The 26985-nt window shown below is 71.4% G+C and carries 26 protein-coding genes, 2 tRNA genes and 1 other RNA gene; 10 read left to right on the top strand and 19 right to left on the bottom strand.

Translation table 11 applies throughout. The annotated features are described in order from the left end of the window. Positions 1-527, bottom strand: a 527-nt coding sequence (locus tag AB0O28_RS04400) for a hypothetical protein (RefSeq protein WP_363636127.1), incomplete at its 3' end; no start/stop codon positions are given. Positions 528-925: 398 nt separating this feature from the next. After that, complete coding sequence (locus tag AB0O28_RS04395; RefSeq protein WP_363636125.1) at positions 926-1588, bottom strand: TetR family transcriptional regulator; 663 nt, start codon at positions 1586-1588, stop codon at positions 926-928. A gap of 71 nt (positions 1589-1659) precedes the next feature. On the opposite strand from AB0O28_RS04395, the gene AB0O28_RS04390 reads away from it, so the two are divergent. Continuing rightward, entirely contained in the window at positions 1660-3387 is a 1728-nt protein-coding gene (locus AB0O28_RS04390) for an FAD-dependent oxidoreductase (RefSeq protein WP_363636123.1), read from the top strand. 183 nt (positions 3388-3570) lie between these two features. Beyond that, entirely contained in the window at positions 3571-4227 is a 657-nt protein-coding gene (locus AB0O28_RS04385; protein ID WP_363636121.1) for a GNAT family protein, read from the top strand. Between the two features lie 62 nt (positions 4228-4289). Here AB0O28_RS04385 and AB0O28_RS04380 read toward each other — a convergent pair whose 3' ends face one another. Then, on the bottom strand, positions 4290-4829 hold the full coding sequence (locus AB0O28_RS04380) for a hypothetical protein (RefSeq protein WP_363636119.1): 540 nt from the start codon (positions 4827-4829) through the stop codon (positions 4290-4292). A gap of 226 nt (positions 4830-5055) precedes the next feature. On the opposite strand from AB0O28_RS04380, the gene AB0O28_RS04375 reads away from it, so the two are divergent. Beyond that, complete coding sequence (locus AB0O28_RS04375) at positions 5056-8091, top strand: BTAD domain-containing putative transcriptional regulator (RefSeq protein ID WP_363636117.1); 3036 nt, start codon at positions 5056-5058, stop codon at positions 8089-8091. Between the two features lie 340 nt (positions 8092-8431). Here AB0O28_RS04375 and AB0O28_RS04370 read toward each other — a convergent pair whose 3' ends face one another. The 3 genes from AB0O28_RS04370 to AB0O28_RS04360 are packed head-to-tail and all read right to left on the bottom strand — an operon-like array spanning position 8432 to position 11028. Continuing rightward, positions 8432-9901 carry a methyltransferase gene (locus AB0O28_RS04370; protein WP_363636115.1) on the bottom strand — a complete coding sequence of 490 codons (1470 nt, stop codon included), beginning with the start codon at positions 9899-9901 and terminating at the stop codon, positions 8432-8434. A gap of 9 nt (positions 9902-9910) precedes the next feature. After that, positions 9911-10501, bottom strand: a complete 591-nt coding sequence (locus tag AB0O28_RS04365) for a TetR/AcrR family transcriptional regulator (protein ID WP_363636113.1) — start codon at positions 10499-10501, stop codon at positions 9911-9913. Beyond that, positions 10498-11028: a GNAT family N-acetyltransferase gene (locus AB0O28_RS04360; RefSeq protein WP_363636111.1), complete on the bottom strand. Its 531-nt coding sequence runs from the start codon at positions 11026-11028 to the stop codon at positions 10498-10500. The genes AB0O28_RS04365 and AB0O28_RS04360 overlap by 4 nt, the downstream gene beginning before the upstream one ends. Before the next feature lie 80 nt (positions 11029-11108). Here AB0O28_RS04360 and AB0O28_RS04355 point away from each other — a divergent pair, with 80 nt between their 5' ends. The 3 genes from AB0O28_RS04355 (at position 11109) to AB0O28_RS04345 (ending at position 13693) form a co-directional block, all read left to right on the top strand. Further along, positions 11109-11576 carry a helix-turn-helix domain-containing protein gene (locus tag AB0O28_RS04355; RefSeq protein ID WP_363636109.1) on the top strand — a complete coding sequence of 156 codons (468 nt, stop codon included), beginning with the start codon at positions 11109-11111 and terminating at the stop codon, positions 11574-11576. A gap of 65 nt (positions 11577-11641) precedes the next feature. Next, entirely contained in the window at positions 11642-12427 is a 786-nt protein-coding gene (locus tag AB0O28_RS04350; RefSeq protein ID WP_363636107.1) for an SURF1 family protein, read from the top strand. A 69-nt stretch (positions 12428-12496) separates the two neighbouring features. Continuing rightward, positions 12497-13693, top strand: coding sequence for an amidohydrolase family protein (locus AB0O28_RS04345; protein ID WP_363636105.1), 1197 nt, complete (start codon positions 12497-12499; stop codon positions 13691-13693). Here AB0O28_RS04345 and AB0O28_RS04340 read toward each other — a convergent pair. From AB0O28_RS04340 to AB0O28_RS04330, 3 genes are all read right to left on the bottom strand, one after another. After that, entirely contained in the window at positions 13690-14016 is a 327-nt protein-coding gene (locus AB0O28_RS04340; protein ID WP_363636103.1) for a YkvA family protein, read from the bottom strand. The genes AB0O28_RS04345 and AB0O28_RS04340 overlap by 4 nt on opposite strands. A gap of 74 nt (positions 14017-14090) precedes the next feature. After that, a complete protein-coding gene (locus tag AB0O28_RS04335) occupies positions 14091-15032 on the bottom strand; it encodes an LLM class F420-dependent oxidoreductase (RefSeq protein ID WP_363636101.1) in 942 nt (313 codons plus the stop codon). A 73-nt stretch (positions 15033-15105) separates the two neighbouring features. Further along, on the bottom strand, positions 15106-15753 hold the full coding sequence (locus AB0O28_RS04330; RefSeq protein WP_363636099.1) for a TetR family transcriptional regulator: 648 nt from the start codon (positions 15751-15753) through the stop codon (positions 15106-15108). A gap of 154 nt (positions 15754-15907) precedes the next feature. On the opposite strand from AB0O28_RS04330, the gene AB0O28_RS04325 reads away from it, so the two are divergent. After that, positions 15908-16567 carry a hypothetical protein gene (locus AB0O28_RS04325; protein ID WP_363636097.1) on the top strand — a complete coding sequence of 220 codons (660 nt, stop codon included), beginning with the start codon at positions 15908-15910 and terminating at the stop codon, positions 16565-16567. Position 16568: 1 nt separating this feature from the next. On the opposite strand, the gene AB0O28_RS04320 is transcribed toward AB0O28_RS04325, so the two are convergent. The 7 genes from AB0O28_RS04320 to ffs all read right to left on the bottom strand — a co-directional run bounded on the left by AB0O28_RS04320 (position 16569) and on the right by ffs (position 23030). Further along, positions 16569-17633, bottom strand: coding sequence for an aspartate-semialdehyde dehydrogenase (locus tag AB0O28_RS04320; RefSeq protein ID WP_363636095.1), 1065 nt, complete (start codon positions 17631-17633; stop codon positions 16569-16571). Continuing rightward, positions 17630-18904 (bottom strand): aspartate kinase, encoded by a 1275-nt coding sequence (locus AB0O28_RS04315; protein WP_363636093.1) that lies wholly within the window; start codon positions 18902-18904, stop codon positions 17630-17632. Before AB0O28_RS04315 ends, AB0O28_RS04320 begins: the two co-directional genes overlap by 4 nt. Positions 18905-19001: 97 nt before the next feature. Next, on the bottom strand, positions 19002-19532 hold the full coding sequence (locus AB0O28_RS04310) for a DUF5063 domain-containing protein (RefSeq protein ID WP_079320095.1): 531 nt from the start codon (positions 19530-19532) through the stop codon (positions 19002-19004). Further along, positions 19525-20124: a recombination mediator RecR gene (gene recR, locus AB0O28_RS04305; protein ID WP_076439806.1), complete on the bottom strand. Its 600-nt coding sequence runs from the start codon at positions 20122-20124 to the stop codon at positions 19525-19527. The genes AB0O28_RS04310 and recR overlap by 8 nt, the downstream gene beginning before the upstream one ends. Positions 20125-20127: 3 nt before the next feature. Further along, positions 20128-20478 (bottom strand): YbaB/EbfC family nucleoid-associated protein, encoded by a 351-nt coding sequence (locus AB0O28_RS04300; protein WP_079320096.1) that lies wholly within the window; start codon positions 20476-20478, stop codon positions 20128-20130. 187 nt (positions 20479-20665) lie between these two features. Then, on the bottom strand, positions 20666-22891 hold the full coding sequence (locus AB0O28_RS04295; RefSeq protein ID WP_363636090.1) for a DNA polymerase III subunit gamma and tau: 2226 nt from the start codon (positions 22889-22891) through the stop codon (positions 20666-20668). 40 nt (positions 22892-22931) lie between these two features. Next, positions 22932-23030: signal recognition particle sRNA small type (ffs, locus tag AB0O28_RS04290), an RNA gene on the bottom strand. An 85-nt stretch (positions 23031-23115) separates the two neighbouring features. On the opposite strand from ffs, the gene AB0O28_RS04285 reads away from it, so the two are divergent. Then, positions 23116-23201: transfer RNA gene (locus AB0O28_RS04285), tRNA-Ser, on the top strand. A 170-nt stretch (positions 23202-23371) separates the two neighbouring features. On the opposite strand, the gene AB0O28_RS04280 is transcribed toward AB0O28_RS04285, so the two are convergent. After that, a complete protein-coding gene (locus tag AB0O28_RS04280) occupies positions 23372-24910 on the bottom strand; it encodes a phospholipid carrier-dependent glycosyltransferase (protein WP_363636088.1) in 1539 nt (512 codons plus the stop codon). A 148-nt stretch (positions 24911-25058) separates the two neighbouring features. Here AB0O28_RS04280 and AB0O28_RS04275 point away from each other — a divergent pair, with 148 nt between their 5' ends. Next, positions 25059-25919, top strand: coding sequence for a neutral zinc metallopeptidase (locus AB0O28_RS04275; RefSeq protein ID WP_363636086.1), 861 nt, complete (start codon positions 25059-25061; stop codon positions 25917-25919). A gap of 56 nt (positions 25920-25975) precedes the next feature. Continuing rightward, positions 25976-26272, top strand: coding sequence for a type II toxin-antitoxin system VapB family antitoxin (locus tag AB0O28_RS04270; RefSeq protein WP_363636084.1), 297 nt, complete (start codon positions 25976-25978; stop codon positions 26270-26272). Positions 26273-26352: 80 nt separating this feature from the next. Here AB0O28_RS04270 and AB0O28_RS04265 read toward each other — a convergent pair. Next, positions 26353-26437: transfer RNA gene (locus AB0O28_RS04265), tRNA-Ser, on the bottom strand. A gap of 62 nt (positions 26438-26499) precedes the next feature. Further along, the gene (gene tadA / locus AB0O28_RS04260; protein WP_363636180.1) at positions 26500-26955 is read right to left on the bottom strand and encodes a tRNA adenosine(34) deaminase TadA; all 456 of its coding nucleotides are present in this window, start codon (positions 26953-26955) and stop codon (positions 26500-26502) included. Between the last annotated feature and the right edge of the window lie 30 nt (positions 26956-26985).

Here is a 26985-nt window from a genome sequence, read left to right as displayed (position 1 = left end):
GCCTCGGCCAGGCAGACACCGGCATCGTCGGGAACCGGCGCCAGCGCCAACGCCTGCGCCGACTCCCGCAACGAGGCCACCAACACCCACGACGAACGGACCCCCGACGACCGGCCCCGGCCAGCACCACCACCGGCATCCCCGGCACCAGCAGAACCAGCCCCGGCACCACCGCTACCGGCGGCGCTTGCGGTGGCGGCACCGTTCAGACCGCTACCAGGGGCGCGGTCACCGGCCGGGTCGTTCGCCACATCGGCCGCGCTGTCGTTGACCGCGCTGTCGTTAACCGCGCTGTCGTTGACCGCGCTGTCGTCGGCTGGGGCGTCATCGGGCGGGCCGTCGAGTGGGCTGCCGGACCGCCGTATTTCCGATTCGACAATTGGTAACCAGCCGCTGAAGGAGTCGTCGCGGGCAAGGGAGCCTTCGGACGACCACAAAGGGGAATCGGCGGTCAACCGGTCCCACCAGTCGCCGTCGGTCGTATTCGAACGACGAGAGTGCTCAGGATCGGAGCCGAACAGATCCATCACACCCCCTCAACGAATTCGAAAACCTGTATTAATTCTTCCATCGCCTCATCACGCAGAGCAACCGCTGGAGGCGAATAGTTGGAGCAGCAGGTCAGCCCGAGAAGGGGCGATAGCACCGACGGCGTCTCGGCGCGCTGCTCCCTGAACCGTTTTCGGCAGCGAGCCACCGGAGCAAAGGGAGCACCGACCGGAACGGAGACCCAGACCGGGCCTCGTACGGGACATCGCCCCGATTCGCCAGTAGGAGCGCGTATAGGTAGGTAGCGATGTGCGCCGGGACGTGCTGTCGGCACGAACGGCACGCCGCCCTACTCGCAGGACAAGCCGTCGGGGTGCCACTTCCACGGGCTCGTGAACAACCGGGGCAGGATCACCGGCTCAAAGCCGGCCAGTGCTCAAAGCCGGCGAGTGCTCAAAGCCGGCGAGTGCTCAGAATCGGAGACGGCGCGCTCGACGGCTTGGAGGGCTTGGTCAAGCAGGGCGACGTGGGCGGCGAGCACCTCCTCTCCCGGGTCTCCGGCGCGGATCCTGCCGACGCTGGTGACGTACACAGTGCGGTAGGCGGCGACCACCAAAGCGGCCGCGAGCCTCGGGGCAGGCTCGGCGGGGTCGGTTCCGGCCGCCTCGGCGATCAGGCCGGCGAGCATGCCCTCGAACTCCTCGAGCATTTCCCTCGCTCGGGCCCTGAGTGCGGGCGAGTCCAGGATCACCTGCCAGAACACCTGATATTCCGGGGCGATGCCGCCGAGGGGATGGCCTTCTTTGAGCATGCGGAGGAACAAGCGGCGCAGCGCGGCGAGGGGGCCCTCCCCCTCACCGCGTTCCCGTACGGCCCGGGTGACCAGCTCGACCGCCTCCGGGAAGCGATCGAGGAAGAGGTCCTCCTTGCGCGGGAAGTAGTTGAAGACGGTCTTGGCCGAGACTCCGGCCGCCTCGGCGACCTCGGCGACCGTGACGTTGTCGAACCCGCGTTGGATGAACAGGCCCGAGGCCACGTCCGAGATGAGCGACCGGGTCTGCCGCTTCTTCCGCTCCCGCAGTCCCAACGTTTCCGCCACCCGCCTCACTCTAGTTGCTAGAAACTTTTAGCGACAGTAAGTTTATAGCGACAGCAACATGGGGAGGACGTATGTACGACGTCGTGGTGGTCGGTGGGGGACCCGTCGGCCTGATGCTGGCCTGTGAGCTACGGCTGGGCGGAGCCTCGGTCGTGGTGCTCGAAAGGCTCACCGAGATCGACCAGACGATCAAGGCGGGAGCACTGAACACGCCCAGCGTGGAGGCGCTCTATCGGCGCGGCCTTCTGCCGGCGGTGAAAAAAGCCCATGATCGGACGCTGGAACTGATGACCGCCTTCATGCGTGGACGAGCCCCCGAAGGACGCGAGCGGGCCTCCGAAGGACGCGGACCGGCCGCTGACGAACGCGGGCCGGCCTCCCCGGAAGGGCAGCCCCGAACCACGCCCCGAACCACGCCCCGAACCACGCCGCGGATTCCGCCCAGGTTCGCCGGCCACTTCGCGGGGATGATGCTGAGCGCCGAGCGGCTGGACGCCGACGATCCGGACCTGTCGAGCCGGGGACCGGCCGCCGAGATCGGCTTGGTGTCGCAGCAGCAGCTCGAACACATCCTCGCCGTACGCGCGGCCGAACTGGGAGTCGAGGTGCGGCGCGGCGTGGAGGTGACCGGCTTCACCGACGACGGTGAGCGGATCACCGTCACCACGACCGGCGGCCCGGTGCACGGCCGCTGGCTGGTGGGCTGCGACGGCGGCAGGAGCACGGTACGCAGGCTGGCCGGCTTCCAGTTCCCGGGGACGGCCCCGGAGATCACCGCCTACCAGGCCGTCGCCGAGATGGAGGGCACCGAACGCCTGGCCGTCGGCTGGCGGGCCACCCCTACCGGGGTCTACTCCCACGGGCCGGTGCCCGGGCGCGTTTTGGTCGCACGCTTCGACGGCGCCCCGCCCAGCAGAGCCGACAGGACCACCCCGGTGACCGCCGAAGAGCTCCAGGACGCCGTCAGGCACGTCACGGGTGCCGACGTGGTCGTGAAGGAGATCAAGACGGTCACCCGGTTCACGGACAACGCCCGGCAGGCGGCGACCTACCGGCTCGGCCGGGTGCTGCTGGCCGGTGACGCCGCCCACGTCCACTCGCCCTTCGGCGGCCAGGGGTTGAACCTGGGGCTTGGCGACGCGGTGAACCTCGGCTGGAAGCTCGCGGCGGTCGTACGAGGACAGGCGACGGAAGAGCTGCTCGACACCTACACCCGGGAGCGGCATCCGATCGGCGCCTGGGTCCTGGACTGGACGCGCGCCCAGATCGCCCTGATGCGTCCCGACGCTCACGCGCGGGCGGCCCGGGCCGTGGTCGCCGACCTGATCGAGACGGTCACCGGCACCACCTACTTCGTCAAGAAGATCTCAGGCGTATGGCACCAGTACGACATGCCCGGCGCCGGCGGGCACCCGCTGGTGGGACGCAGCGCGCCCGACTACGAGTTCGAGGACGGCTCACGGCTCGCCGATCATCTCCATACGGGACGCGGCCTGTTCGTCCTCCCCGGCGGCACGGCGCCGGACGATCACGGCCCGGCTGTGGACGGCTACGGAGACCGGATCGTCACCGTCACGACGGCGATACGCGATCGGCACGCTCCCGGCGCGCTTCTCGTACGCCCGGACGGCTTCGTCGCCTGGGCACAGGACAACCGGGCACAGGACAACCGGGCACAGGACAGTCAGGCACAGGACAACCGGGCACAGGGACCCGACGGCCTCGATATTGAAGGGCTCGAGCGGGCTCTGGAGACCTGGTTCGGGCAGCCCGCGGACGCCCCCACGACCGCCCGCTGAACCCGCCCGTCGGACCGAGTCGATCTTTGGCGAAATCTTTACTCTGAGCGCCCGCCACAGAGCCCCCGCTTCATCGCTCTGACCTGCGGTTTCTTCGCCCACCACCCCCCTTAACCGAGCCCCCGCCAAGATGTCTCGTGTCATTTGGTATCAGCCGTGGCTGGCAGCCCCCATCATGTGCTCATGCCCGCTTTTGTCACCCTGTCCGGGCGCTCCGTGCGCCTGGAACCGCTCAGCCTCGCGGTGCTCGACGACCTCGTCGCCGCGGCGAGTGAAGACCGTTCGACGTACGCCTTCACTCGCGTTCCCGCTGGCCGGGATGAGATGGTCTCCTACGTGGAGGCCGCTCTGGCTGAGCAGGCGGAGGGCCGCACGATGCCCTTCGCCATCCGGTGGCTGCACACCGACCGCGTGGTCGGTGCCACCCGTCTGATGAACCTGGAGTACTGGCAGGGCCCGATGCCCTGGCCGCCGGGCACGAAGGGCGCGGTGGGCGAGGTCCCGTCCGTCGCGGACATCGGGTACACCTGGCTCGCCGCGTCGGCCCAGGGCACCGGTGTCAACCGGGAGAGCAAGTACCTGTTGCTCTCCCTGGCCTTCGAGACCTGGCAGGTACACCGGATCACCCTCAAGGCAGACGTACGCAACTCCCGATCCCGGGCCGCCATCGAGGCCCTCGGCGCGCACCTCGACGGTGTGCGACGAGCGGACAGCCGAGGCGCCGACGACACGGTCCGAGATACCGCGTACTACTCGATCCTGAGTCCTGAGTGGCCCGCCGTACGCGAACGTCTCCGCGTCAGGCTGGGCCTCCTGGAAACGGCGTCGGAAGCAGCGTGATCAGCCCCTAGAGAGGAAAGCGGCCCGTCCCGGAAGGGACGGGCCGCGTCGTGCGGGGACGGTCAGGCCTCGTAGCCGTACTCGTCGTCGTAGGCGTTGTAGATGTCGCGCCAGAAGCCGCACTTGGTCGGGTAGTTGCTGTACTGGCCGATCTGGCAGACCTTCGCCTGGACCTGGGCGACGTCGTAGCGCCAGAAGTTGATCTGCTTGTAGCCGCCGGCGCCGCACTGCTTGTACGACTTGTAGCTGGAGGACCAGTCGTCCTCGTCGTCGTCCCAGGACGACACGCGGAACTGGATGAACGCGCACTTGCCGCCCTGACGGTAGGTGCGGTTGTCGTTGTCGTACAGCTTGCCGGTGATGTGGACCCGGTTCGACTCCTCGTGGTCGTAGTTCACGTCGACGTAGCCCTTGGCCTTGGCGAGGTGGTTGGACGACCAGTAGGTGCCCCACCAGCCGTCGTAGTCCCAGTCGTCGTGGTGCGGGGCGGAGGCGGAGGCGGTGGAAGCGGGGGCGGCGTTCGCGGAGGTCGCGAGGGCCGGCAGCCCGAGGGCGGTGACGGCGGCGGCTGCGGCGAGGCCGAGGGTGATGGTGCGTCGCATTTCGGTTCTCCTGTTCGAGGACGATCCCCCGATGCGGGGTGCTGTCGGGGTTGCACCACAGTGATAGGCCCGCCCGCCTGCAACCCGCTTTCAGCGGTCACATCGTGGTTTGCAGGCCACTTTCAAGCACCTGAACGCACACTGAACCGACGTGCACGGTCCTATTGCCGTCGCGCGTCACGATCTATCATTTGGTCGGAAATCTTGCCATTGGGAGACAAGGCACATGCCTGATCACGCCGCCGCGGACGGCCTGCGCTTCGCCGTACTCGGACCCGTCCTGGCCTGGCGTGACGGCGTCGAACTCGACCTCGGCACGCCCTTGCAACGCTCCATCCTCGCGATGCTCCTGCTGCGCGAGGGGCAGGCGGTCACGCCGGACGAGATGATCGACGGCGTGTGGGGCGGGGACGCGCCACCGCGCGCGCTCGGCGCACTGCGCACCTATGTCTCCCGCCTGCGCACCGTCCTGGAGCCGGACCGCTCGCCGAGGACCCCGCCGCGGCTGCTGACCTCCGTGGGCCGGGGGTACGCGCTGCGGCTCGACTCCGCTCACTCCGGTCCCGCCCGGTTCGACCTCGCCGTCTTCGAGCGCGAGTGCGCCGCCGCCGAGTCCGACCGCCGTACGGGCCGGGCCGGGGAGGCCGCCCGGCGGCTGCGCGGGGCCCTGCGCCTGTGGTCGGGCGAGCCCCTGGCCGGCGCCGTCGGCCCGTACGCCGAGCACCAGCGCGACCGGCTGGCCGAGCGCCGGATGAGCGCGGTCGAAACGCTGATGGAGCTCGACCTGGAGCTGGGCCGGCACGCGGAGATCGTCTCCGAGTTGGTCGCGCTCGCCGCGGAACACCCGCTGCGCGAGCGTTTGCGGGCCCAGCTCATGCTCGCCTACTACCGCTGTGGCAGGCAGGCCGAGGCGCTGTCGGTCTTCACCGAGACCCGGCAGGCGCTGGTGGAGGAGCTCGGCATCGAGCCCGGCGCCGAGCTGGCCGACCTGCACCGCAGGATTCTCGCCGCCGACCCCTCTCTCACCCCCACACCCCCTCCCGTACGGCTCTCGCCGCAGGATGTCCACGATGACGCCGCGTCGGCCGAGGCCGGACCCGCGATCGAGATGCCGAGACCCGCACAGCTCCCGGCGGCCGTCGCCGACTTCACCGGACGCGCCGGCCTGGTGCGCCGGCTGCTCGCGCTGCTCGGCGGAGAAGGGGCGGGAGAGGGCGTGCCGATCGCGGCGATGTCGGGCATCGGCGGCGTGGGCAAGACCACCCTCGCCGTCCATGTGGCCCATCTCGCCGGAGACCTGTTCCCCGACGGCCAGCTCTACGCCGATCTGCGGGGATACGGCGCCGAGCCCACCGCGCCCGAGACGGCGCTGGTCGCGTTCCTGCGCGCCCTCGGCATCCCGATGGACGTGATCCCCGACGGCCTGGCCGAGCGTTCCGCGCTGTTCCGTTCGCTGCTCGCCGACCGCAGGATGCTGGTGCTGCTCGACAACGCCCGTGACGCCGAGCAGGTCGAGCACCTGCTGCCCGGGTCGGCCGGCTGCGCGGCGATCATCACCGGCCGGGGCAAGCTGGCCGACCTTCCCGCGGCCCGGCTCATCGACCTCGACGTGCTGGAGCCCGAGGAGGCGCTGTCGCTGTTCGCGGCGGTAGCGGGACCCGAGAGAGTGGCGGCGGAACGCGCTGCCGCCATGGACGTGGTCGCCGCCTGCGGCTTCCTGCCGCTGGCCGTGCGGATCGTCGCCGCGAGGCTCGCCTCCCGGCCGTCGTGGACGGTGGCCTCGCTCGTCCCCCGGCTCGCGGACGAGCGCCGCCGCCTGGACGAGATGAAGATCGGCAATCTGGCCGTCTCGGCCACGTTCGCCCTTGGATACGGCCAGCTCGACGCCCGGCAGGCACGGGCGTTCCGGCTGCTGTCGCTGCCGGCGGGCTCGGGCATCTCGGTCTTCGCGGCGGCGGCCGTGCTCGGCCTCACCCCGGCCGAGGCCGAGGACGTGATCGAGTCACTGGTCGACGCCAGCCTGCTGGAGGCGCCCGCGCCGGGCCGCTACCGCTTCCACGACCTGCTCAAGCTGTTCGCGCGGCGGCAGGCGGAGGACGCCGAGGAGCCCGGAGCCCGCGTGCTCGCCCTGCGGCGGCTGCTGGGCTTCTACCTGGCGTCGGCGGGCGCGGCCCACCGGCTGGCGTACGAGGGCAGCGCGATCGCCGGGAACCTCACCGACCTGGGCGTGCTCGGCCATTCCTTCGCCAGCGCCGACGAGGCCGTGTCCTGGTTGTCGGCCGAGGCCGAGGACATGTTCGGAGCGGTCGCCAGGACGGCGGCGGACCAGGACGTGTCCGGCGAGGACCTGCTCGCGGCGGCCGACCTGCTGCTGGCGATGGAACCGCTGCTGGAGTCGGGCACCAACCAGCGGGATTTCGAGCAGCGCACCTCGGCCCTGCTGACGGCGACACGCCGGGCAGGCGAGCGGCACGGAGAGCGACCCGAAGAGCTGCGCGGCGAGCTGCGCTGCCGCTACGTCCTCGGCCGGGTGCTGTTCGGCGCGAACCGGCTGGCCGAGGCCGAGGGCCATTTCCTCGCCGCGCGGGCGCTGGCCGAAGAGACCGGCGACCACATCGTGCTGGGCGAGACGTGCAACGCGCTGGCGGTCGTCGCCGGCCGGCGGCGCCGCCACACCGAGGCGCTCGAATGGTTCGACCGGGCGACGGCGGTCCATCGAGAGGTGGGCAACCCCGCGGGCGAGGCGCTGGCGTCGTGCTACTCGGCCCGCGACCACCTCGGCCTCGGGCGGCCCGGCGAGGCCATCGCCGCGGCCGAGCGCGGGCTGGCGGTCTTCACCGAGATCGGCAGCGGCGCGGGGATGGCCCGCGCGCGATACCACCTCGGCAACGTGCTGTCGCATGTCGGGCGGCTCAACGAGGCCGTCGTCCACCACGCCGAGTGCCTGGCCTTCTTCCGGGCGAGCGACCAGCGGGTCTGGGAGCAAAGGGTCTGCTACCGGCTCGCCGCCACCTTCATCGCCGCCGGGCGGTTCGCCGAGGCCGCCCGGCACGCGGAGCAGGCGCTGACCGTGAGCCGCGAGATCACCCATCCGTACGGCGAGGCGCAGTCACTGGCCGCCCTCGGCAAGGCCCTCGCGGGCCTCGGGGAGACCGGCAGGGGCAGGGACGCCCTGGCCAAGGCCCTCGACATCTTCACCCGGCTCGGCTCGCCCGAGGCCGACGACATCCGTGCGCTCCTGCGCGAACAGGTCGAGACGTAGGTCGAGACGCAGGTCTTCGTCGAGCCGGCTCATCCGGACATGGTTGATCACAGTGATCACCGATTTCTCGCTCAGCGGAGGGCGTGAACGCCCGGCCGGCCGTCCGTCGCCTCTGGGGCGCGCAGGGGCCCGGATCCTTCCGGTGCGCCCCGTGGCGACTCGCCGCCTCACGTCGACGACCGGCCGGGCAGGTCGTGTCCCTTGGATCTTTCGCCTACTGCGGTCGCCCAGGCGGCGCCTCGCTACGGCGAGATCTGCAGGACACTCCCCAGTGCGCGGGCTCCGAACCCCCTCGAAGCCCGCGCAGAGACCACTGTCGCCCGTGCCGTTCAAACTTCGATCAACGCGGGCTTGCAACGTCCAGGAAGCCCTCGGCGATCAGGGAGCGCAGCGCCGCGGGAGCGTCGCGGATCACGGTGCCGACGTCCTCGCCGGTCAGCTCGGCGATCGCGGCGAGCAGCGGGCGCGTGGGCAGGTCGCCGTCGCACACCCCCGCCAGGGCCGCCTCCACCGTCCCCACCGTGGCCGTACGGCGCGCGCCCCGGGTCTGCCGCAGGGCGATGCGGGAGGGGTCGTCGGCGCCGGGCAGGCCGACGCGTTCCTCCACGACCCCCTCGGCGACCTTCAGCCGCGCGTCGAGCAGGGCCTCGTCGGACAGCCCATGGGCGGTGCGCGCCGCGCGCAGCACCTCCTCGACCAGCGCGCCGGCCGGAGGCTCGACCGGCTGCGTCATCTCCTCCACCCGCACGAGCGGGCTCAGCGAGCCGGAGTCGTGCAGGGCGATCCAGCCGAATCCGACGCCGGTCACGTCCATCGACTCGAACCAGCCGAGCCACTCGTCGTAGCGCTCGCGGTAGGCCGACGTGCCGTGTTCCGCGGAGTCCCGCAGCCACAGCTCGACGTACTCGGCCGGGTCCTGCACGTCGCGCTGCACGGCCCAGCCGTCGCAGCCGGTCTCCGCGAGCCAGCCGCCGACCCTGTCCTGCCAGTCCTCGCCCTTGACGTGCAGCCAGTTGGCGAGGAAGCGCGCCTGCCCGCCGTGGGCGAGGTGCCGGGGGGTGCGGCGTACGAGGTCGCGGCAGAACTCGTCGCCGCGCCGCCCGGTCTCCCGGTAGGTGTACCTGGCCTCGGGCGCGATGACGAACGGCGGGTTCGAGACCACGAGGTCGAACCGCTCGCCGTCCACCGGGTCGTACATCGAGCCCTCGCGCGCCTCGACGCCGGTCACGCCGGACAGGCCCCAGCTGAGGCGGGCCAGCCGCAGCGCCCTGCGGTTCACGTCGGTCGCGACGACGTGCTCCGCCCTGGGCGCGAGGTGCAGCACCTGCACACCGCAGCCGGTGCCGAGGTCGAGCGCCCGCCCGACCGGCGCGGCCCAGCCGAGCTGCGCGAGGTTCGCCGAGGCTCCGCCCGCGCCCACCACGTGGTCGGGTCGCAGGGAGGGGTCGCCGGGCCGCACCTTCCGGTCGGAGACGACGTACGCCGGGTCGCCCGTCCCCGTGTCCCACGGCTGGAGGTGCACGGTGGCCTGCACGGAGTCGCCCAGGCGCACCAGCAGCCCCGCTTCGATGAGGTCCTGCAGCGGGAGGTCGGCGGCGGCCATGCTGACCGGGGCGCCCAGCCACCACAGGCGGATCAGCGCGGCGAGGGGGTCGGCGTCCCTGGTGGCGCGCAGCGCGGGCACGATCTCCTCACGGGCCAGGGCGGAGGCGGCCATGTCGCCCAGCCGCTCGCGCACGCCGTCGATCGTGTATCCGGCTTCCACGAATCTGCCGCGAAGTCGCCGGACCAGGTCAGAAGGGGCGTCCACAGATCGAATCTACGGCATCTTCAGGCTGTTCCAGGCGGCCTCGCCCAGCTCGCGGATCTCCTCCTCGCTGGGCTGGTGGGCGCCGCTGAACCACAGGCGGCACATCTCCTGCGCGGGGCCGAGCCACAGCACGTAGCACATGGTCGCGGGGACCGGCCGGAGCACGCCGTCCTTCATGTGCGGCCGCCACCAGTCGGCGACCTGGCGGAAGAACTCACGCCTCGACTCGGCGACCTCAGGCCCGCCGGGCTCGTTGCGCCGGGGCGGGCGCTCGCTGATCAGCAGGCGGGCACGCTCCGGATGCTCGCCGCACCACGCCATGTGCATCGCGACGATGGCCTCGATGCCGGCGCGGGCGTCCTCGTGACGGGTCAGCTCGCTGACGAACGCGTCCTGGTACATGTCCAGGATCTCGGCGTACAGCACGCCGAAGACGTGTTCCTTGCTCGTGAAGTGGTGATAGAAGCTGCCGACGCTGACGCCGCTCTCCTGCCGCAGGCTGGCCAGCGTGGTGGCCGACACCCCGCTCTGGCTGAACCTGCGCAGGGCGCCCTCGATGATCCTGGCCCTGCCGTCCCGCCCGCTCTTCGCGTTCTTCACATAGTCAATGGTGAACCAACAGAACCTTGTTCTGCAAACGCCAGGGGTGCTTTGATCTCAACGGATGTGCCTGTTGCGGTAATTGTGGCAGAAGGCCACGCCCTCCGCACCATCGCCAGCACCCTCCGGTTGCCGGCCAGGACGTCCATGCCGACGACCACCGCGCCGCGTACGGACGCCCGCCGCAGCAGGGTGCGGACGAGCAGCGAGCCGACGCCGAGGCCCTGCCACCGGTCGTCCACCACGACCGCGATCTCCGCCTCGACTCCCGACATGCCGTCGGAGAGGTGGCTCATGGCATGGCCGATCACCACGTCGCCGTGCAGCGCGAGCAGCGCGTCGCGTCGCTCGTCGCGGGCGACCATCGCGCGCACCAGGCCCGCGCCCGGCACACCCAGCCCGACGAAGAAGCGCTGGGCGAGGGTCTCCCGCGACAGGCCCCGCAGGAAGAGCCCGACCCGCTCCTCGTCGTCCTCGGGGCGTGCCGCGCGAATCTCCAGAGCGGGCCTCACCTGAGTTCCAAGCATGGACTCAGCCTCTCGCGGGCCGCCTGAGTCTGTCAACTAGACTTAGATGCGGGACGGAGGTTGTGGTTACGATGCGCGACATGCGGCGTTATCGGGTGGACAACTGCTCCATCGAGCGAACCCTCGCCGTGCTCGGCGAGAAGTGGACGTTCCTGGTCCTGCGGGAGGCGTTCAACGGCGTCCGGCGGTTCGCCGACTTCCAGACACGAACGGGCGCGCCCCGGCAGGTGCTGAGCGCGCGGCTGACCCGGCTCGTCGACGAGGGCCTGCTCCGCAAGGCGCCCTACCAGGAGCCCGGCCAGCGTCAGCGCGACGAGTACCGGCTCACCCAGAAGGGCCTCGACCTCTACCCGATCATGATCGCGCTCATGCACTGGGGAGACCGCTACCTGGCCGACCCGGCGGGCCCGCCCGTCGCGGTGACCCACCGCGACTGCGGCGCGCCCGTCGCGCTGCACCTGGTCTGCGAGGAGGGCCACGAGGTCGGCGGCCCGCGCGAGGTCACCGCCCGGCCCGGCCCCGGCGCCCGCCTCAGCACCCCGGCCTGACCTCGTTCGTTTTCCGGGCTCCGCCCGGGGGGCGGACCGGTCGTGCCCCTGCCTAGGCTGGTGACGTGTACCGGTTCCTCCTCACGCGCCGCTGGGTCGGCCTGCACCTGCTCGTGCTCGCGCTGATCCCCGCCTTCTTCTTCCTGGGGAGATGGCAGTGGGGGCGGTTCGAGGAGCGGTCGGCCGACAGCGCCAGGATCACCGCCAACCTCGCCGCCGCGCCCGTGCCTCTCGACCGGCTGGACCGGCCGGGCGTGCCCGTGCCGGAGAGGGACAGGTATCGCCTCGTCACCGCCACCGGCCGGTACGACCCCGCCCACGAGCTCGTGGTGCGCCGGCGCACCCTCAACACCCGGGTCGGGTTCTACGTGGTCACCCCGCTCGTCACGCCGCAAGGCGCCGTACTGGTGAACCGCGGCTGGGTCGCGGCCGGGGCCACCGCGGACGCGCCGCCGCAGGTGCCCGCGGCGCCCGCGGGGGAGGTGACCGTCACCGGACGGCTCCGCCCGGCCGAGACGCGGGACAACACCGGCATCAGGAACAGGTCAGGACTGCCGTCCGGGCAGATCCTGCTGATCGACACGCCCGCCGTCGCCAAGGGCCTGCCGTACGCGGTCTTCGGCGGGTTCGTCGAGCTGACCGAGCAGACGCCCAAGACGGCCGAGGCCCCGCAGCTTCTCCCGCCGCCCGACGTGGGCGCCGGAGGCGGGCTCAACCTGGCGTACGCCGTGCAGTGGTGGCTGTTCATCGGCATCGCGGTGGGCGGCTGGGTGCTGCTGCTGCGCCGGGAGGCCCGCGACCTCCGGACGGAACAGACGTCACAGGGCGTGACCGTACGCGCCGCAAGGTGAGCGAACGGATACCAACCGGAGACCTCGCAGCTTGTACGGCGTTATCCCTTGGCCCTACCGTTTACTACCGTGACGACGCCGCTGCTTCCCGACCCAGAGCCGAGGCGGCGGGACTTCGTGATCATTTCGGTCGATGATCACCTGATCGAGCCGGCCGACCTCTTCGAGGACCGCCTCCCCGAGAAGTACAAGGACCTCGCGCCCAAGGTCGTGGAGACCGACTCCGGCCACCAGGTGTGGCGGTACGGCGGCGCCACCTATCCCTGTGCGGGGCTCGACGTGGGCGCGGGCCTGCCCAAGGAGCAGTGGACGCTCGATCCCGTCCGTTTCGAGGACATGCGGCCGGGCTGCTACGACATCGAGGCCCGGATCGGCGACATGGACCGGGCCGGGATCTGGGCGGCCCTGTGCTTCCCCGGCATGCTCGCGAACCAGGCGGGGGTGGCGTTCGGCCGCACCCGTGACCAGGACCTCGGGCTCGCGCTCGTACGCGCCTGGAACGACTGGCACGTCGACGTGTGGGCCGGCACCTACCCCGAGCGCATGATCGCGCTGCAGCTTCCCTGGCTCCCCGACCCGGAGGTCGCGGCGAAGGAGATCAGGGCCAACGCGTCACGCGGCTTCAAGGCCGTCGTGTTCCCCGAGTTCCCCACCCGGCTGCGGCTGCCTTCCATCCACAGCCGCCACTGGGACCCGTTCTTCGCCGCCTGCGAGGAGACCGGCACGGTCGTGTGCCTGCACACCGGCGCGTCCTCCTGGGCGCCGGTGCCCTCGCCCGACACCCCGGTCGAGGCGATCACCACGCTGATCCCGGCCAGCGCGATGTTCGCCTGCGCCGACTGGCTGTGGTCGGGGGTCGCGCTGCGCTTCCCCAAGCTGCGCATCCTCATCGTGGAGGGCGGCGTCGGGTGGCTGCCGATGCTGGCCGAGCGGGCCGACTACGCGCTCGATCACCCGGTCGCCGGCGAGCCGAGCTGGGAGGGCGGCCTGAAGCCCAGCGAGGTGCTGCGGCGCAACTTCTTCTTCGGCACGCTCGACGACAGCGCGCTGAGCTCGGTCCGGCTCGCCGTCGGCATGGAGCGCGTGCTGCTGGAGACCGGTTATCCGCGCGCGGAGTCCACCTGGCCCGACACCCAGCGCGCGGTGGCACGCAACCTCGGCAGCCTGCCCCCCGCCGACATCGCGAGGGTCTCCTACGGCAACGCCGCCCGCCTGTTCGGCCACCCGCTGCCCTCGCGGGCCTGGCTGCGGCAGGAGCAGCTCTAACGCCTCTCGGTCCTCTCCCACTCGACGAACTGGCCGCTCTCCCCGAGCAGCGCGGTCGCCAGCCACAGGAACACACCGAAGTCGTCGACCACCCCGATGCCGAGGAGGAAGTCGGGGACCACGTCGATGGGCGACACGATGTACGCCACAGCCATGCCGAGCATGGCGAGCTTGCCCTTGGTCATGCCGGGGTAGTCGCCCTTCACGGCGGCGCGGAGCATCCGGGGCACCGCCCGCAGCCGGGCCCCGAACTTCGGCGAGCCCGGCTTGGAGACCTCGCGGTAGGCGCGCCAGGTGGCCGCCGCACGTCCTGCCTTCACCATGAGGACACCTCCAGGGGAATCCCTCTGCCCGCTTTGCCCTCCGGATAACGTACGGCGGCGCTCACCTGGTTCCGTCAGGCGCCGGGCGCGAGCGCGCGCACGGCCTCGGCGAGCGGCAGGTCGCCGCCCGGCAACGGGGCCAGCACGGGCGTGTCCAGCCCTGCGGCCACGTATTCCCGCACCCGGGCCCGGCAGGTCGCCGGGTCGCCGTGCACGACGAGATCGTCCACCACCTCGTCGGGAATCGCCTTCAGCGCGGCCTTCCTGTCTCCGGCCGCCCACGCCTCCCGCATGGGCCGCAGCAGCTCCCCCCGGCCCAGCCACTCGTGGAACGCCGCGTACACCGGCACGGTCAGGTAGGCGGCCAGCAGCCGGCGGCCGATCTCGCGGGCCCTGGCGGCGTCCTCGGTCACCACGACGAACAGCCGCGCGGTCAGCTCCGTGTCCGGCCCCAGCTCGGCCCGGACCTTCCGTACGTCCCCGGGCGACAGCCAGTTGGTGATCGCGCCGTCGGCCTCGCGGGCGGCCAGCCGGAGCATGCCCGGCCGCAGCGCGGCGAGCACGATCCTCGGCGGCGTCGCGGGGGCTTTCTCCAGCCGGAAGCCCTTCACGGCGAAGGTCTCGTAGCTTTCCGTGACCTTCTCCCCGGCCAGCGCCGCCCGCAGGAAGCGCAGGGTGTCGCGGACCCGCGCGTACGGCTTGTCGAACTCGCCGGCGTTCCAGTTGCCGACGATGACCGGGGACGACGCGCCGATGCCCAGCACGAACCTGCCCGGAGCGACGTCCGCCAGCGTCGCCGCCGACATGGCGAGCAGGGCGGGCCCGCGCGTGTAGACGGGGACGATCGCGGTGCCCAGGCGCAGGGACGGCGCCCACTCGGCCGCCAGCGCCAGCGGGACGAACCCGTCGGTGCCGCCCACCTCGGCCGACCACGCGTCGGTATAGCCCAGCGAGGGCAGCTCGGCGACGAGCTCCTTCGACTCGACCGGCGTCTGCCCGAAGAACGGAATCGTCATGCCCCAGCGGTCCACGGCCACCCCTCTCAAGGTCTCGACCCGACCATACCAACCGGACGGTATGGTGTCGCGGTCACGCCCGTAGTTCGTGGACCACCTCGATGACCTCCCTCGCCACGCCCCTGATGCCGGGCAGATGCGACAGGCCCACCAGCCGGTCGACGAGCGGGACGACCCGGTCGATCAGCCGATAGGTGCGCGCGCAGCCGGGCGAGCTGTCGTGCACCCAGAACAACACGACGCCCATCCACAGCAGCCACAGCAGCTCGGGAAGCTCCTCACGCAGTTCGTCGTCCATCCGCCCGGCCGACCCCTCCACCACCTCCCGGTAAAGCGCGATGGCCGACTCACGGGCGGGCGCGGACTCGGCGCTGAACGGACTCAGGGGGTTGCTGGGCTCGGCCGCGTGCTTGAAGAACTTCACCGCGAACTCGTGGTACGGCTCCGAGATGCGCACCCACTCCCGCAGCACCGCCCCGAGCCGTCCGGCGAACGACCGCTCGGTGGCGAACACCTCACGGCAGGCCGCTTCGTGCGTCTCCTGCGCCCGGTCGTAGTACGCCTGGATCAGCTGCTCTTTCGACCTGAAGTAGTAGTAGGCGTTACCCACCGACACGCCGGCCTCGGCGGCGATGGCACGCATCGTGGTCGCTTCGTACCCCCGATCTCTGAACAACCGGAGGGCCGTCTCGACGATCAGCTCCCGTGTACTCTCGGCCACGCTCGTCACTGTACGGCTCAGGCCCACTTCCGGTCATGAACCGACAAGATGATCCACGCGTCGCGGCAAACCGCCTCGTGGCAGCGGGCCCATCGGGCGCCACCTGTGGCATTGAAGACCTCAGCCCCCGTCGTCGACCGAGGATACGAGGCTCTTGTACGTCCGCTCGTCCTGGCGGGGGCTGGCCGGCATCGGCGCCGCCGTCCTGATCTCCCTGCCGCAGCAGAATCACCCCGCACACAACCGCGGGGAGCCCGTCCCACCGCCCTCGCCGCCGCCCGTGACGGCCGCCGGCGTGAGCGGGACGGCGTCCCTCCCACCACTGCCGGCCGGCACGTTCGTCGCCACGGTGAAGACCTGGGACACCTCGGCGGCGGACACCCGCGTCCGTCAGGACGAGGCGGCGGGCCTGCTGCAGGAGGCCGGGGTGCGCTGGACGTCGAGCGGGGACTGCGCCGACCGCCGCCACCCGTACTGCACGTCCCTGGAGGCGATCAGGTACGGCACGCTGATGCGCACCGTCGATCTGCGACGGGACAGCGGCTGCCCGGTGACGGTCACCGGCGGCACCGAGGCCGGCCACGCCGGCGGCCGCTACAGCCACGGCAACGGCTACAAGGTGGACCTCGCCCACAACCGGTGCCTCGACGCGTACGTCACCCGCACCTACCGCTACTGGCGCACGCGCGGGGACGGAGTCGCGTTGTATCGCCCGCCGACGCCGCCGACGCCGGACCCGCGAACCGGGTCCGACGCGCCGGATGACGACGTGTGGGCGGACGAGTCCACCCACTGGGACGTGCTCTACAGGTGACTCAGAACTCGGTGGCGACCAGCGCGGCGATCTCGGCGGTGTTGAGCGCCGCGCCCTTGCGCAGGTTGTCGCCGCACAGGAACAGGTCGAGCGTGTTCGGGAAGTCGAGCGCCTGGCGGATCCGGCCGACGTAGGTCGGGTCGGTGCCCACGACGTCCGCCGGCGTGGGGAACACGCCGTTCGCGGGGTCGTCGAGCACCACGACGGTCGGCGCGGCGTCCAGGATCGCCCGGGCGCCCTCGACCGTGACCTCCCGCTCGAACGTCGCGTGGACGGCCAGCGAGTGGGTGGTCACCACCGGGACGCGGACGCAGGTCGCCGAGACCTTCAGGTCCGGGATGCCGAGGATCTTGCGCGACTCGTTGCGGACCTTGAGCTCCTCGGAGGTCCAGCCGCCGTCCTTGAGCGAGCCCGCGAGCGGCACCACGTTGAGCACCAGCGGGGCCGGGAACGGCGAGTCGGCCAGGTCGGGCACGGCCTTGCGCACGTCGCCCGCCACGGTGCCCATCGCCCGGTCGCCCGCGACGGCCTGGATCTCGTCGTACAGCCGCTCGGGGCCGGCCACCCCGGCGCCCGACACCGCCTGGTAGGAGGCCACGACCAGCTCGCGCAGGCCGTACTCGCGGTGCAGCGCGCCCATGGCGGCCATCATCGACAGCGTGGTGCAGTTGGGATTCGAGATGATCCCCTTGGGCCGGTTGCGGGCCTGCTCGGGGTTGCACTCGGGCACCACGAGCGGCACGTCCGGGTCCATCCGGAAGGCGCCGGAGTTGTCCACGGCCACCGCGCCGCGCGAGGCGGCGATCGGCGCCCACTCGGCGGAGACCTCGTCCGGCACGTCGAACATCGCGATGTCGACGCCGTCGAACGCCTCCGGCGACAACGCCTGGACGACGACGTCCTCGCCGCGCACGCTGAGCACCTTGCCGGCCGAGCGCGGCGAGGCGATCAGCCGGATCTCGCCGTACGCGTCGGACAGATCGCGTCGGCTGGTCAGGATGTCGAGCATGACGGTGCCGACGGCACCGGTCGCGCCGACGACGGCGAGGGTGGGCTTGCGGCTCATCGTCCGGTACCTCCGTACACAACGGCCTCGACCTGGTCGGCGTCGAGGTCGAACGCGCGGTGGGCGGCGGCGACCGCGGTGTCCACCTCGTTCTGTCCCACGACGACGGAGATGCGGATCTCCGAGGTCGAGATCATCTCGATGTTCACCCCGGCGTCGGCCAGCGCGCCGAAGAACTTGGCGGTGACGCCCGGGTGCGAGCGCATGCCCGCACCGATCAGCGAGACCTTGCCGATCTGGTCGTCGTACAGCAGCGACTCGAAGGCGACCTGGTTCTGGATCTTCTTCAGCGCCGTGAGGGCCGTCTGGCTGTCGCTGGCCGGGAGCGTGAACGAGATGTCGGTGCGACCGGTCGCCGCGGCCGACACGTTCTGCACGATCATGTCGATGTTGATCTCGGCGTCCGCCAGCGTGCGGAAGATGGCGGCGGCCTCGCCGACCTTGTCGGGCACCCCGACCACAGTGATCTTGGCCTCGCTCCGGTCGTGCGCGACCCCGGAGATGATGGGCTGCTCCACTTCGGTTCCTTCGCTGTAGGGGTCGGAGACGACCCAGGTGCCTTCCCTCGTGCTGAACGAGCTTCTGACGTGAATCGGCAGGTCGAACCTGCGGGCGTACTCCACGCAGCGCAGGTGCAGGATCTTCGCCCCGCACGCCGCCATCTCCATGGCCTCGTCGTAGGAGATCCGCGGGATCTGCCGCGCCGTACGGACGATGCGGGGGTCGGCGGTGTAGATGCCGTCCACGTCGGTGTAGATCTCACAGACGTCCGCGCCGAGCGCCGCCGCGAGAGCGACGGCCGTGGTGTCCGAACCACCCCGGCCCAGCGTCGTGATGTCCTTGCTGTCCTGGGAGACGCCCTGGAACCCGGCCACGATCGCGATCTGACCGGCGTCGACGGCCTCCTGGATGCGGCTGGGCGTCACGTCGATGATGCGCGCCTTGCCGTGCGTCGAGTCGGTGATGACGCCGGCCTGCGAGCCGGTGAAGCTGCGCGCCTCGTGACCGAGGTTGGCGATCGCCATCGCGAGCAGCGCCATCGAGATCCGCTCACCCGAGGTCAGCAGCATGTCGAGCTCGCGGCCGGGTGGCAGCGGCGACACCTGCTGGGCCAGGTCGAGCAGCTCGTCGGTGGTGTCGCCCATCGCGGAGACCACCACCACGACGTCGTTGCCCGCTTTTTTCGTCGCGACGATCCGTTGGGCGACCCGCTTGATGCAGGACGCGTCGGCTACGGAGGAACCACCGTACTTTTGCACAACGAGCGCCACTGGAATCTCCAACGAATCAGGACGTGGAGCTCACAGTGTACTTGGACGTCCCAAACCGAGACCGGACGCGACCAGCATGTGGACGGCCGGCGCCGGATCAGACCGTCGTGCCCTCTTCCACGACGTCCAGCCGGGTGTGGGCGACCAGTGCCTGAAGGGCCCGCAGCGCCGCGCCGGCGTGGTTGCCCCAGGTGTTGAAGTAGGAGTACTGCCACCACCACAGCGCCTCGAGCGGGCGGCCCGCCTGGTAGTGCCGCAGCCCGTGGATGAGGTCGGCCGCCACCGCCGTGAGGTCGTCCGACAGCCGGTAGGGGGTGACCACGGTGTCCTTGTAGGGGTCGAACACCTCGGCGTAGTCGTCCACCGGGCCGAGCCGGGCGGCGAGAGCCGTACGGAGGGGGTCGATGTCGGGGTCCTCGCTCAGCGCGGGCTCCACATTCCCCTGCAGGATCACGTCCTGCGCGGCCCCGAGCTGGGTGCCCGCGAGGCTGACCTGGGCCACCTCCACCAGGAGCAGCGGCAGAGTCGCGTCGCCGCCCTCACCGCCGGCCAGGCGGGTGAGGCCGTCGATGAAATTCTGCGCGTGTCCGGCGACGCGTGCGGCCAGGTCGTTCCACTCGTCAGACATCCAGCAGCCTCCGTCCTTCGAAAGCGCGGCCCAAAGTGACCTCGTCCGCGTACTCGAGATCACCGCCCACAGGCAGACCGCTGGCCAGTCGGGTCACTTTCAATCCCAGGGGCTTGACGAGCCTGGCCAGATAGGTGGCCGTCGCCTCGCCCTCGAGGTTCGGGTCGGTCGCGAGGATCAGCTCGGTCACCTGGCCGTCGGCCAGCCGGGTCATCAGCTCGCGAATCTTCAGGTCGTCCGGGCCGACGCCGTCGATGGGGCTGATCGCCCCGCCGAGCACGTGGTAGCGGCCGCGGAACTCACGGGTCCGCTCGATCGCCACCACGTCCTTCGACTCCTCGACCACGCAGATCACGTGCGGATCGCGCCGCTGGTCCCGGCAGATGCGGCACTGGTCCTCTTCGGCCACGTTTCCGCACACGCGGCAGAAGCGCACCTTCTCCTTCACCTCGAGCAGCGCGTGCGCCAGCCGCTTGACGTCGGCCGGGTCGGCCGCGAGGAGGTGGAACGCGATCCGCTGCGCGCTCTTGGGACCGACGCCGGGCAAGAGCCCGAGCTCGTCGATCAGGTTCTGGACGACCCCTTCGTACATGCTCTAGAACCCCGGCAGCTGACCGCCGAGGCCGCCCCCCAGTCCCTGCGCGAGCGGGCCCAGCTTCTCCTGCTGCAGCTCCCCCGCGGCGCGCACGGCGTCCCGCACGGCGGCGAGCACGAGGTCCGCGATCGTCTGCGCGGTCTCCTCCGGGTCGCTCGCGTCGATGGCCAACGGGCTGATCTCGAGCTCGAGAAGCTCGCCGCTGCCGTTCACGGTGGCGACGACCAGGCCGCCTCCCGCACTGCCCTCCACCTCGGCGTCGCTGAGCTCCTGCTGCGCGGTGACGAGCTGCTGCTGCATCAGCTGAGCCTGCTCCAGCAACTGCTGGAGGTTGACATCCCCTGGATTCACGATGGTTGCGCTCCTCAGCGTCCAGCGACATGTTCGTCGCGACGAGCCTACGGCGTCCGCCCCGGTTTCCGCACCGGCGCGGCGTGCGTGTTCCGCGCGGGTGCCGGGCGGGTCACGGGTGGACGGACACCGGTTACCCCACCAGTCTCCGTCCATGCGGCCGCCGTCCCCCCGGCGGGGAAGGCGCTCAGGAGTGATCGATTTCCTCGATGATCCGGCCGCCCAGCTCGCGCTGGATCAGGGCCATGCCGGACAGCTCGCTGACGTCCGCGTCGTCGTCGTTGAGCGGGTCCACGTCGTCGTCCGGACGGGAGGCGGCGCCCGTACGGCCGGGCACCGTCTCGGGCCAGGCCTGCCGGGGGCCGGTCTGGGCGGCGGCCCTGGCCGCCGAACGCGCCGCGGCCAGCCCGGGGCTCGCCGTGGCCCGCGGCGCCGGGGCCGAGGCCGAGGACGACGACGGCCCGTCGTAGTCGTCGGACGGCGCGTCCGGCCATGTCTCGTCGGTCGTCCCCGTCGGCGTCGCGGCGGGCGCTGCGGGGGCGGCGGCCTTCCGCTCCGCGGCCGGGGCGGCCTGGGGAGCGGCCGGGGCCGGGGCGGGCGTCGCCCCCGCGGGCGGCGTGACCGACGGGGCCGGCGCCGCCGGCGGAGAGGACGCGGCGGGCGGAGCCGCCGGGGGCGGCGTGGGCGTCTGCGAGCCCGAAGGGCCGCGAGTGGCGGGACCGGCCGGGCCGGGACCCGAGCCGCCGACCACCACATCGACGCGCCAGGTGCCGCCGAGCACGTCGCCGAGCGCGGCGGCCACCACCTCGTCGCGCTTGCCCTTGAGGAAGCCCTGCACGTCGCCCGGCTTCTCGAAGCCGACGGTCACGACGTTGCCCTCGACGCCGAGCAGCCTGCCCTGGGCGTTGAGGATCATCCAGGCCACCCGCTGGCGGTTCTTGATCGCTTCGAGCACCTGCGGCCAGGCCTGCTGCACCGGCCCTCCGCCCGCCGCTGGCGCCTGGGCCTGCGGCGCCTGCGAAGGCGGTGCGGCAGCCGCCCCGGAGCCGGGCCGTACGGGGGTGGGCCAGTCGTCGGCGCCGCGCGTGGGGGCAGGCCCGACGGAAGGCACGGCGGAAGGGGCCTGTACCTGCGGGGCCGGGGCGGCGGCGGGCACCGGGGACGGCGCCGCCTGGGGAGCCGGGGGAACCGAGTGAGCCGGGGAAGCCGAGTGAGCCGGGGGAGCCTGCGGCGCGGCGGCGGTGTACATCCCGGCCGCGACCCCGCGCTCCAGCCGTTCGAGCCGGGTCAGCAGCGCGGCCTCGCCCTGGTCGGCCCCGGGCAGCAGCACGCGAGCGCACATCAGTTCCAGCAGCAGGCGGGGGGAGGTCGCGCCGCGCATCTCCGTCAGCCCGGCGTTGAACACCTCGGCCGCCCGGGTCAGCTCGGCGGGACCCATCGACGCCGCCTGCGCCTGCAGGCGCTCCAGCTCGTCGGCGGGCCGGTCGAGCAGGCCGCTGCCGGCGGCCTCGGGGACGTTGGACAGGATCACCAGGTCGCGGAAGCGTTCGAGCAGGTCCGTGGCGAAGCGACGGGGGTCGTGGCCGCCCTCGATCACCCGGTGCACGGCCTGGAACACCGCCGCGCCGTCCCGCTTGGCGAACGCGTCGACCACCTCGTCCAGCAGGTCGCCGTCGGTGTAGCCGAGCAGGGACACCGCCCGCTGGTAGGTGATGCCGGACTCGTCGGCGCCCGCGAGGAGCTGGTCGAGGATCGACAGCGTGTCCCGGGCCGATCCCGCGCCCGCCCGTACGACCAGTGGTAACGCGGCCGGCTCGTACGGCACCGACTCGGAGTCGAGGATCTCCTCCATCAGCCGCTTGAGCGTGGCCGGCGGCATCAGCCGGAAGGGGTAATGGTGGGTGCGGGACTTGATCGTCCCGATGACCTTCTCCGGCTCGGTCGTGGCGAAGACGAACTTGAGGTGCGGCGGCGGCTCCTCCACCAGCTTCAGCAGCGCGTTGAAGCCCTCACGGGTGACCATGTGGGCCTCGTCGATGATGTAGATCTTGTAGCGCGCCGAGACGGGGGCGAAGAAGGCCCGCTCGCGCAGGTCGCGGGCGTCGTCCACGCCGCCGTGCGACGCCGCGTCGATCTCGATGACGTCGAGGTGGCCGGGCCCGGTGGGGGCCAGCGCGACGCAGGACTCGCACTCCCCGCACGGGTCGGGCGTCGGGCCCTTCTCGCAGTTCAGCGACCGGGCGAGGATGCGGGCGCTGGAGGTCTTGCCGCAGCCGCGCGGGCCGCTGAAGAGATAGGCGTGGTGGATCCGGCCACTGCGCAACGCCTGGCGCAACGGGTCGGTGACGTGCTCCTGCCCCTTGACCTCGGCGAACGTCCCGGGCCTGTACTTGCGGTACAGCGCAAGACTCATGCCGCCTCCTTGGAGGGTCGACCCGGCCGGCGTACCCGCTAACTGAGGAACCCCTCGCACACCCGCCAGAGCCCGCTTATCCTTGCTGCCTTCCGGCCCTGGGGAGGTTCACAGGATGACGCCGCGCGAGGGGTCCGCTGGACAGTCTAGCCACTCGACGGGTGTGCGCGGGACGTAGAAACACACGTCGAAACCACACAGGAAAGTGAGCTAAGCTGTCCGACGGAGGATTCGCCTAGTTGGCCTAGGGCGCACGCTTGGAAAGCGTGTTGGGGGCAACCCCTCAGGAGTTCGAATCTCCTATCCTCCGCGCTTGGTTGAGCAGCAAGAACACGAAGGCCCCGGACCTATCCAGCCGGGGCCTTCGTGTTGTCCCGCCTCCGGTGGGCCCGCCGATGCTCATGACGCCGAGTCGTAGACAGCGTCATCAAACGCGGCCACAGCCGTGCCGGGGGCTGCCGACTCTGTCAGCACGAGCGATCAGATCCAGCTGCGCAGCAGCATGCGGCTCAGCCAGACGTCGTACGGCACGGGCACGGCGGTGAGCACCGGCGACAGCCACCAGAAGTTCACCAGCGCCAGCAGCGTGAACGCACCCGCCACCGCCGCTCCCGTGGAGCGCCGCGCCGGGGACGCGCCCGGCGGCCCGAGGACGAGCCCGCACACCAGCACGATCCCGAGGATCATGAACGGCACCGCGGGGAGCAGATAGAACAGGTACATCGTGCGGTCGTCGGCCAGCGCGAAGTAGAACCAGGGCAGCCAGCCCGCGGCGTAGGCGAGCAGGACGGCGCCCGCCCGCCAGTCGCGGGTCGCCGCATACCAAACCAGCATCGCGAGCAGCGCGAGCAGCCCGCCGTACCAGATCACCGGGATGCCGGTCCCGAGGATCGCCTGCGAGCAGGACGGCGCGCCGCACGTGCCGCGGGGCGACTCGTAGAAGAACAGGACCGGCCGCAGCAGCAGGGGCCATCCCCAGGGGTCCGACTGGTAGTCGTGGTGCGTGCTCAGACCCTGGTGGAAGCCGAACACCTGACTCTGGTAGTCCACCAGCGAGCGCACCGAGTCGAAGACGAAGTAGGCCCAGCCGTTGGAGGCCGCGCGGTCCCAGTTGCGCCCGTAGCCGCCGGCCGAGGCGAACCACCCGGCGAACGACGCGACGTAAACGACGGGCGGCACGACCCCGAGCCAGGCGAGGCCCAGCGGCCAGTCGAGCCGGACCGCCTGCCGGTACGGCCCGCGCAGGCCGACGGCGCGCCTGGCACCGCAGTCCCAGACGAGCGTCATGATCGCGAACGCCACGACGAACAGCAGACCGGTCCACTTGGTCGCGGTCGCCGCGCCCAGGCACAACCCGGCCGCCAGCCGCCAGGGCCGCGGGCCGAGCCGGGGAGCGGGCCCGTCCAGGGCGGAGTCGCGATACCACTCGGTCAGGCGGGCGCGGGCCGCGTCGCGGTCGGCGACCAGGCAGGCGAAGCCCGCGAGCACCCAGAACGCGAGGAAGACGTCGAGCAGCGCCGAGCGTGACAGCACGAGATGCAGGCCGTCCAGCGCCAGCAGCAGACCGGCGAGACAGCCGAGGAGGGTCGAGCGGGTCATCCGGCGGGCGGTCCGCGCCAGCACCAGCACGCTGAGCGTGCCCACGAGCGCGGCGGCGCACCGCCACCCGAAGGGCGTGACGCCGAACAGCCACTCTCCCGCGCCGATCAGCCACTTGCCGAGGGGCGGGTGAGCGACGTAGGCGGCGCATTCCTCGACCGCTCCACACGCCTTGAAGACGTCCGTGCCACCGCGCGCGAACACCTGGTCGGCGCCGTCGGCGAACTGCCGCTCGACGCCGTACCTGATCAGCGAGTAGGCGTCCTTGGCGTAGTAGAGCTCGTCGAAGACGAGCGCGTGCGGCACGTCGAGACGGTCGAACCGGAGGAACCCCCCGAGAGCGGCCACGGCCAGCGGGCCGAGCCACCCCCGCCCGCCCGGCATCGGCGGCACCAGCCGGGGTAAGGCGCTCCGAACCATCCGCGAATCCTAACCCGGCAAATTACGAAGATCAGGGCGAGACAGATCCGGCATGGCAGCGCTTCAGGCATGATCACCACTGTCTTGGGCAGTAGGCCCGGCGAGCAGCGGGAGACAGTGTCCGGCAACTCCATCGGGAGCGTCGCAGATGGATTTCGATGACCGAGCGCAACTCGACGCCTCGCAGGTCGAGGACGTCGGCGGCGGAGGGGGCGGGTTCCGCGGCGGCGGCCTGGCCGTCGGCGGCGGGGCCGCCGGCATCATCGCCCTCATCGTGGCCCTGATCTTCGGTATCAACCCAGGCAACATCACGGGCGGCGACGAGCCCGCCGGCCTGCAGCCGGGCAGCGACCTGAGCGCGCAGTGCAAGACCGGCGCCGACGCCGACCAGTCGGAGAAGTGCCGGGTCGTGGGCGTCGTCAACAGCATCCAGAAGTACTGGGGTGAGCAGATCCAGGGATACACCGGCGCGAAGACCACGCTGTTCTCTGGCGGGGTGCAGACCGGCTGCGGCGCCGCGGACTCCTCCGTCGGCCCCTTCTACTGCCCTCGTGACAAGCACGTCTATCTCGACCTGTCGTTCTTCGACGAGTTGCAGTCGCGGTTCGGGGCCAAGGGCGGCCCGTTCGCGCAGGCGTACGTGATCGCCCACGAGTACGGCCACCACGCGCAGGACCTGCTCGGCACGATGAACCGGGTCGGCCAGGACCAGGGCGCGGAGAGCGGCTCCGTACGGCTCGAACTCCAGGCCGACTGCTACGCCGGCGTGTGGGCCAAGAACGCGGTGGACACCGGCTTCTACGCCAAGCCGTTCACCGACGCCGACATCCAGGAGGCGCTCGACGCGGCCGCGGCGGTCGGCGACGACCACATCCAGGAACAGGCCCAGGGCAGGGTCAACCCGGACGCCTTCACACACGGCACCTCGGCCCAGCGGACGAAGTGGTTCACTAACGGCTACTCGTCGGGCGACCCGGCGCGCTGCGACACCTTCTCGGGAAGCGTCTGATCCCTCCGGCAAAGCCTCGGGCGCAAGCCTTTGCGTCGTCTCCTAAACTACCTACCGTGATCTTTAAGTTGGTCGGTGACGGACGGCCCTATCCCGAGCACGGACTGTCGTCCCGGGAGTGGGCGCAGATCCCGCCACGGCAGATCCGGCTCGACACGCTGATCACCACGAAGGCCGTGCTGGATCTGCACTCGTTGCTCGCCAAGGACTCGACCTTCTACGGCGACCTGTTCCCGCACGTGGTGCAGTGGAAGGGCGAGCTGTACCTGGAGGACGGTCTGCACCGGGCCCTGCGCGCCGCGTTGCACCAGCGTTCGGTGCTGCACGCCCGCGTGCTGGAGCTGCGGGACTGAGCCGCCCCAGCGGATGCGACCCACGCATACGAGAAGAGCCGCCGACCTGTGGAAACCAGGTCGGCGGCTCTTTCATCGAGCGGTGGAGGTGGGATTTGAACCCACGGTAGGTTGCCCTACACACGCTTTCGAGGCGTGCGCCCTCGGCCACTAGGCGACTCCACCGCGCAGCAGCTTACCGGACGAACACCACTGCGCGTGCATCCGTTTCCGTCCGTTCCGCCGAGTCAGGCGCGGCGGCCGGAGAAGAACTCGGTCAGCACGGCCGCGCACTCGTCGGCCAGCACGCCCATGACGACTTCGGGCCGGTGATTGAGCCGGCGGTCGCGCAGGACGTCCCACAGCGATCCGGCGGCCCCGCCCTTCTCGTCCACCGCGCCGTACACCACGCGGTCCACCCGGGCGAGAACCGCGGCGCCGGCGCACATCGTGCAGGGTTCCAGCGTGACGACGAGGGTGCACCCCGTCAGCCGCCAGTCGCCGGTCTTCGCCGCCGCCGCGCGCAAAGCGAGCACCTCGGCGTGGGCGGTGGGGTCTCCGCTCGCCTCGCGGTCGTTGCCCGCCGCCGCCAGAATCCGCCCGGGGGCCCGCGAGCCGGGCCGCGGCGGGCCGAGCACGACGGCGCCGACCGGCACCTCCCCGCGCCCGCCCGCCCGTACGGCCTCCGCCAGCGCCAGTCGCATCGCGGCCTCGTACGCGTCCGGCGGCGGCGA

The sequence above is a fragment of the Microbispora sp. NPDC088329 genome (assembly GCF_040685655.1).
In the GTDB taxonomy this organism is placed as follows: Bacteria; Actinomycetota; Actinomycetes; order Streptosporangiales; family Streptosporangiaceae; genus Microbispora.
The sequence above is the reverse complement of the archived record's forward strand: the minus strand, read 5'-3'. Positions and strand labels throughout refer to the sequence as shown.

Bases quoted from the DNA above. Each gene is read 5' to 3' on its own strand.
- tadA (WP_363636180.1), bottom strand. From the start codon at position 26,955: ATGCGACTGGCGCTGGCGGAGGCCGTACGGGCGGGCGGGCGCGGGGAG.
- AB0O28_RS04380 (WP_363636119.1), bottom strand. From the start codon at position 4,829: ATGCGACGCACCATCACCCTCGGCCTCGCCGCAGCCGCCGCCGTCACC.
- AB0O28_RS04295 (WP_363636090.1), bottom strand. From the start codon at position 22,891: ATGAGTCTTGCGCTGTACCGCAAGTACAGGCCCGGGACGTTCGCCGAG.
- AB0O28_RS04320 (WP_363636095.1), bottom strand. From the start codon at position 17,633: ATGAGCCGCAAGCCCACCCTCGCCGTCGTCGGCGCGACCGGTGCCGTC.
- AB0O28_RS04355 (WP_363636109.1), top strand. From the start codon at position 11,109: ATGCGGCGTTATCGGGTGGACAACTGCTCCATCGAGCGAACCCTCGCC.
- AB0O28_RS04390 (WP_363636123.1), top strand. From the start codon at position 1,660: ATGTACGACGTCGTGGTGGTCGGTGGGGGACCCGTCGGCCTGATGCTG.
- AB0O28_RS04275 (WP_363636086.1), top strand. From the start codon at position 25,059: ATGGATTTCGATGACCGAGCGCAACTCGACGCCTCGCAGGTCGAGGAC.
- AB0O28_RS04335 (WP_363636101.1), bottom strand. From the start codon at position 15,032: ATGACGATTCCGTTCTTCGGGCAGACGCCGGTCGAGTCGAAGGAGCTC.
- AB0O28_RS04340 (WP_363636103.1), bottom strand. From the start codon at position 14,016: ATGGTGAAGGCAGGACGTGCGGCGGCCACCTGGCGCGCCTACCGCGAG.
- AB0O28_RS04375 (WP_363636117.1), top strand. From the start codon at position 5,056: ATGCCTGATCACGCCGCCGCGGACGGCCTGCGCTTCGCCGTACTCGGA.
- AB0O28_RS04280 (WP_363636088.1), bottom strand. From the start codon at position 24,910: ATGGTTCGGAGCGCCTTACCCCGGCTGGTGCCGCCGATGCCGGGCGGG.
- AB0O28_RS04360 (WP_363636111.1), bottom strand. From the start codon at position 11,028: ATGCTTGGAACTCAGGTGAGGCCCGCTCTGGAGATTCGCGCGGCACGC.
- AB0O28_RS04310 (WP_079320095.1), bottom strand. From the start codon at position 19,532: ATGTCTGACGAGTGGAACGACCTGGCCGCACGCGTCGCCGGACACGCG.
- AB0O28_RS04385 (WP_363636121.1), top strand. From the start codon at position 3,571: ATGCCCGCTTTTGTCACCCTGTCCGGGCGCTCCGTGCGCCTGGAACCG.
- recR (WP_076439806.1), bottom strand. From the start codon at position 20,124: ATGTACGAAGGGGTCGTCCAGAACCTGATCGACGAGCTCGGGCTCTTG.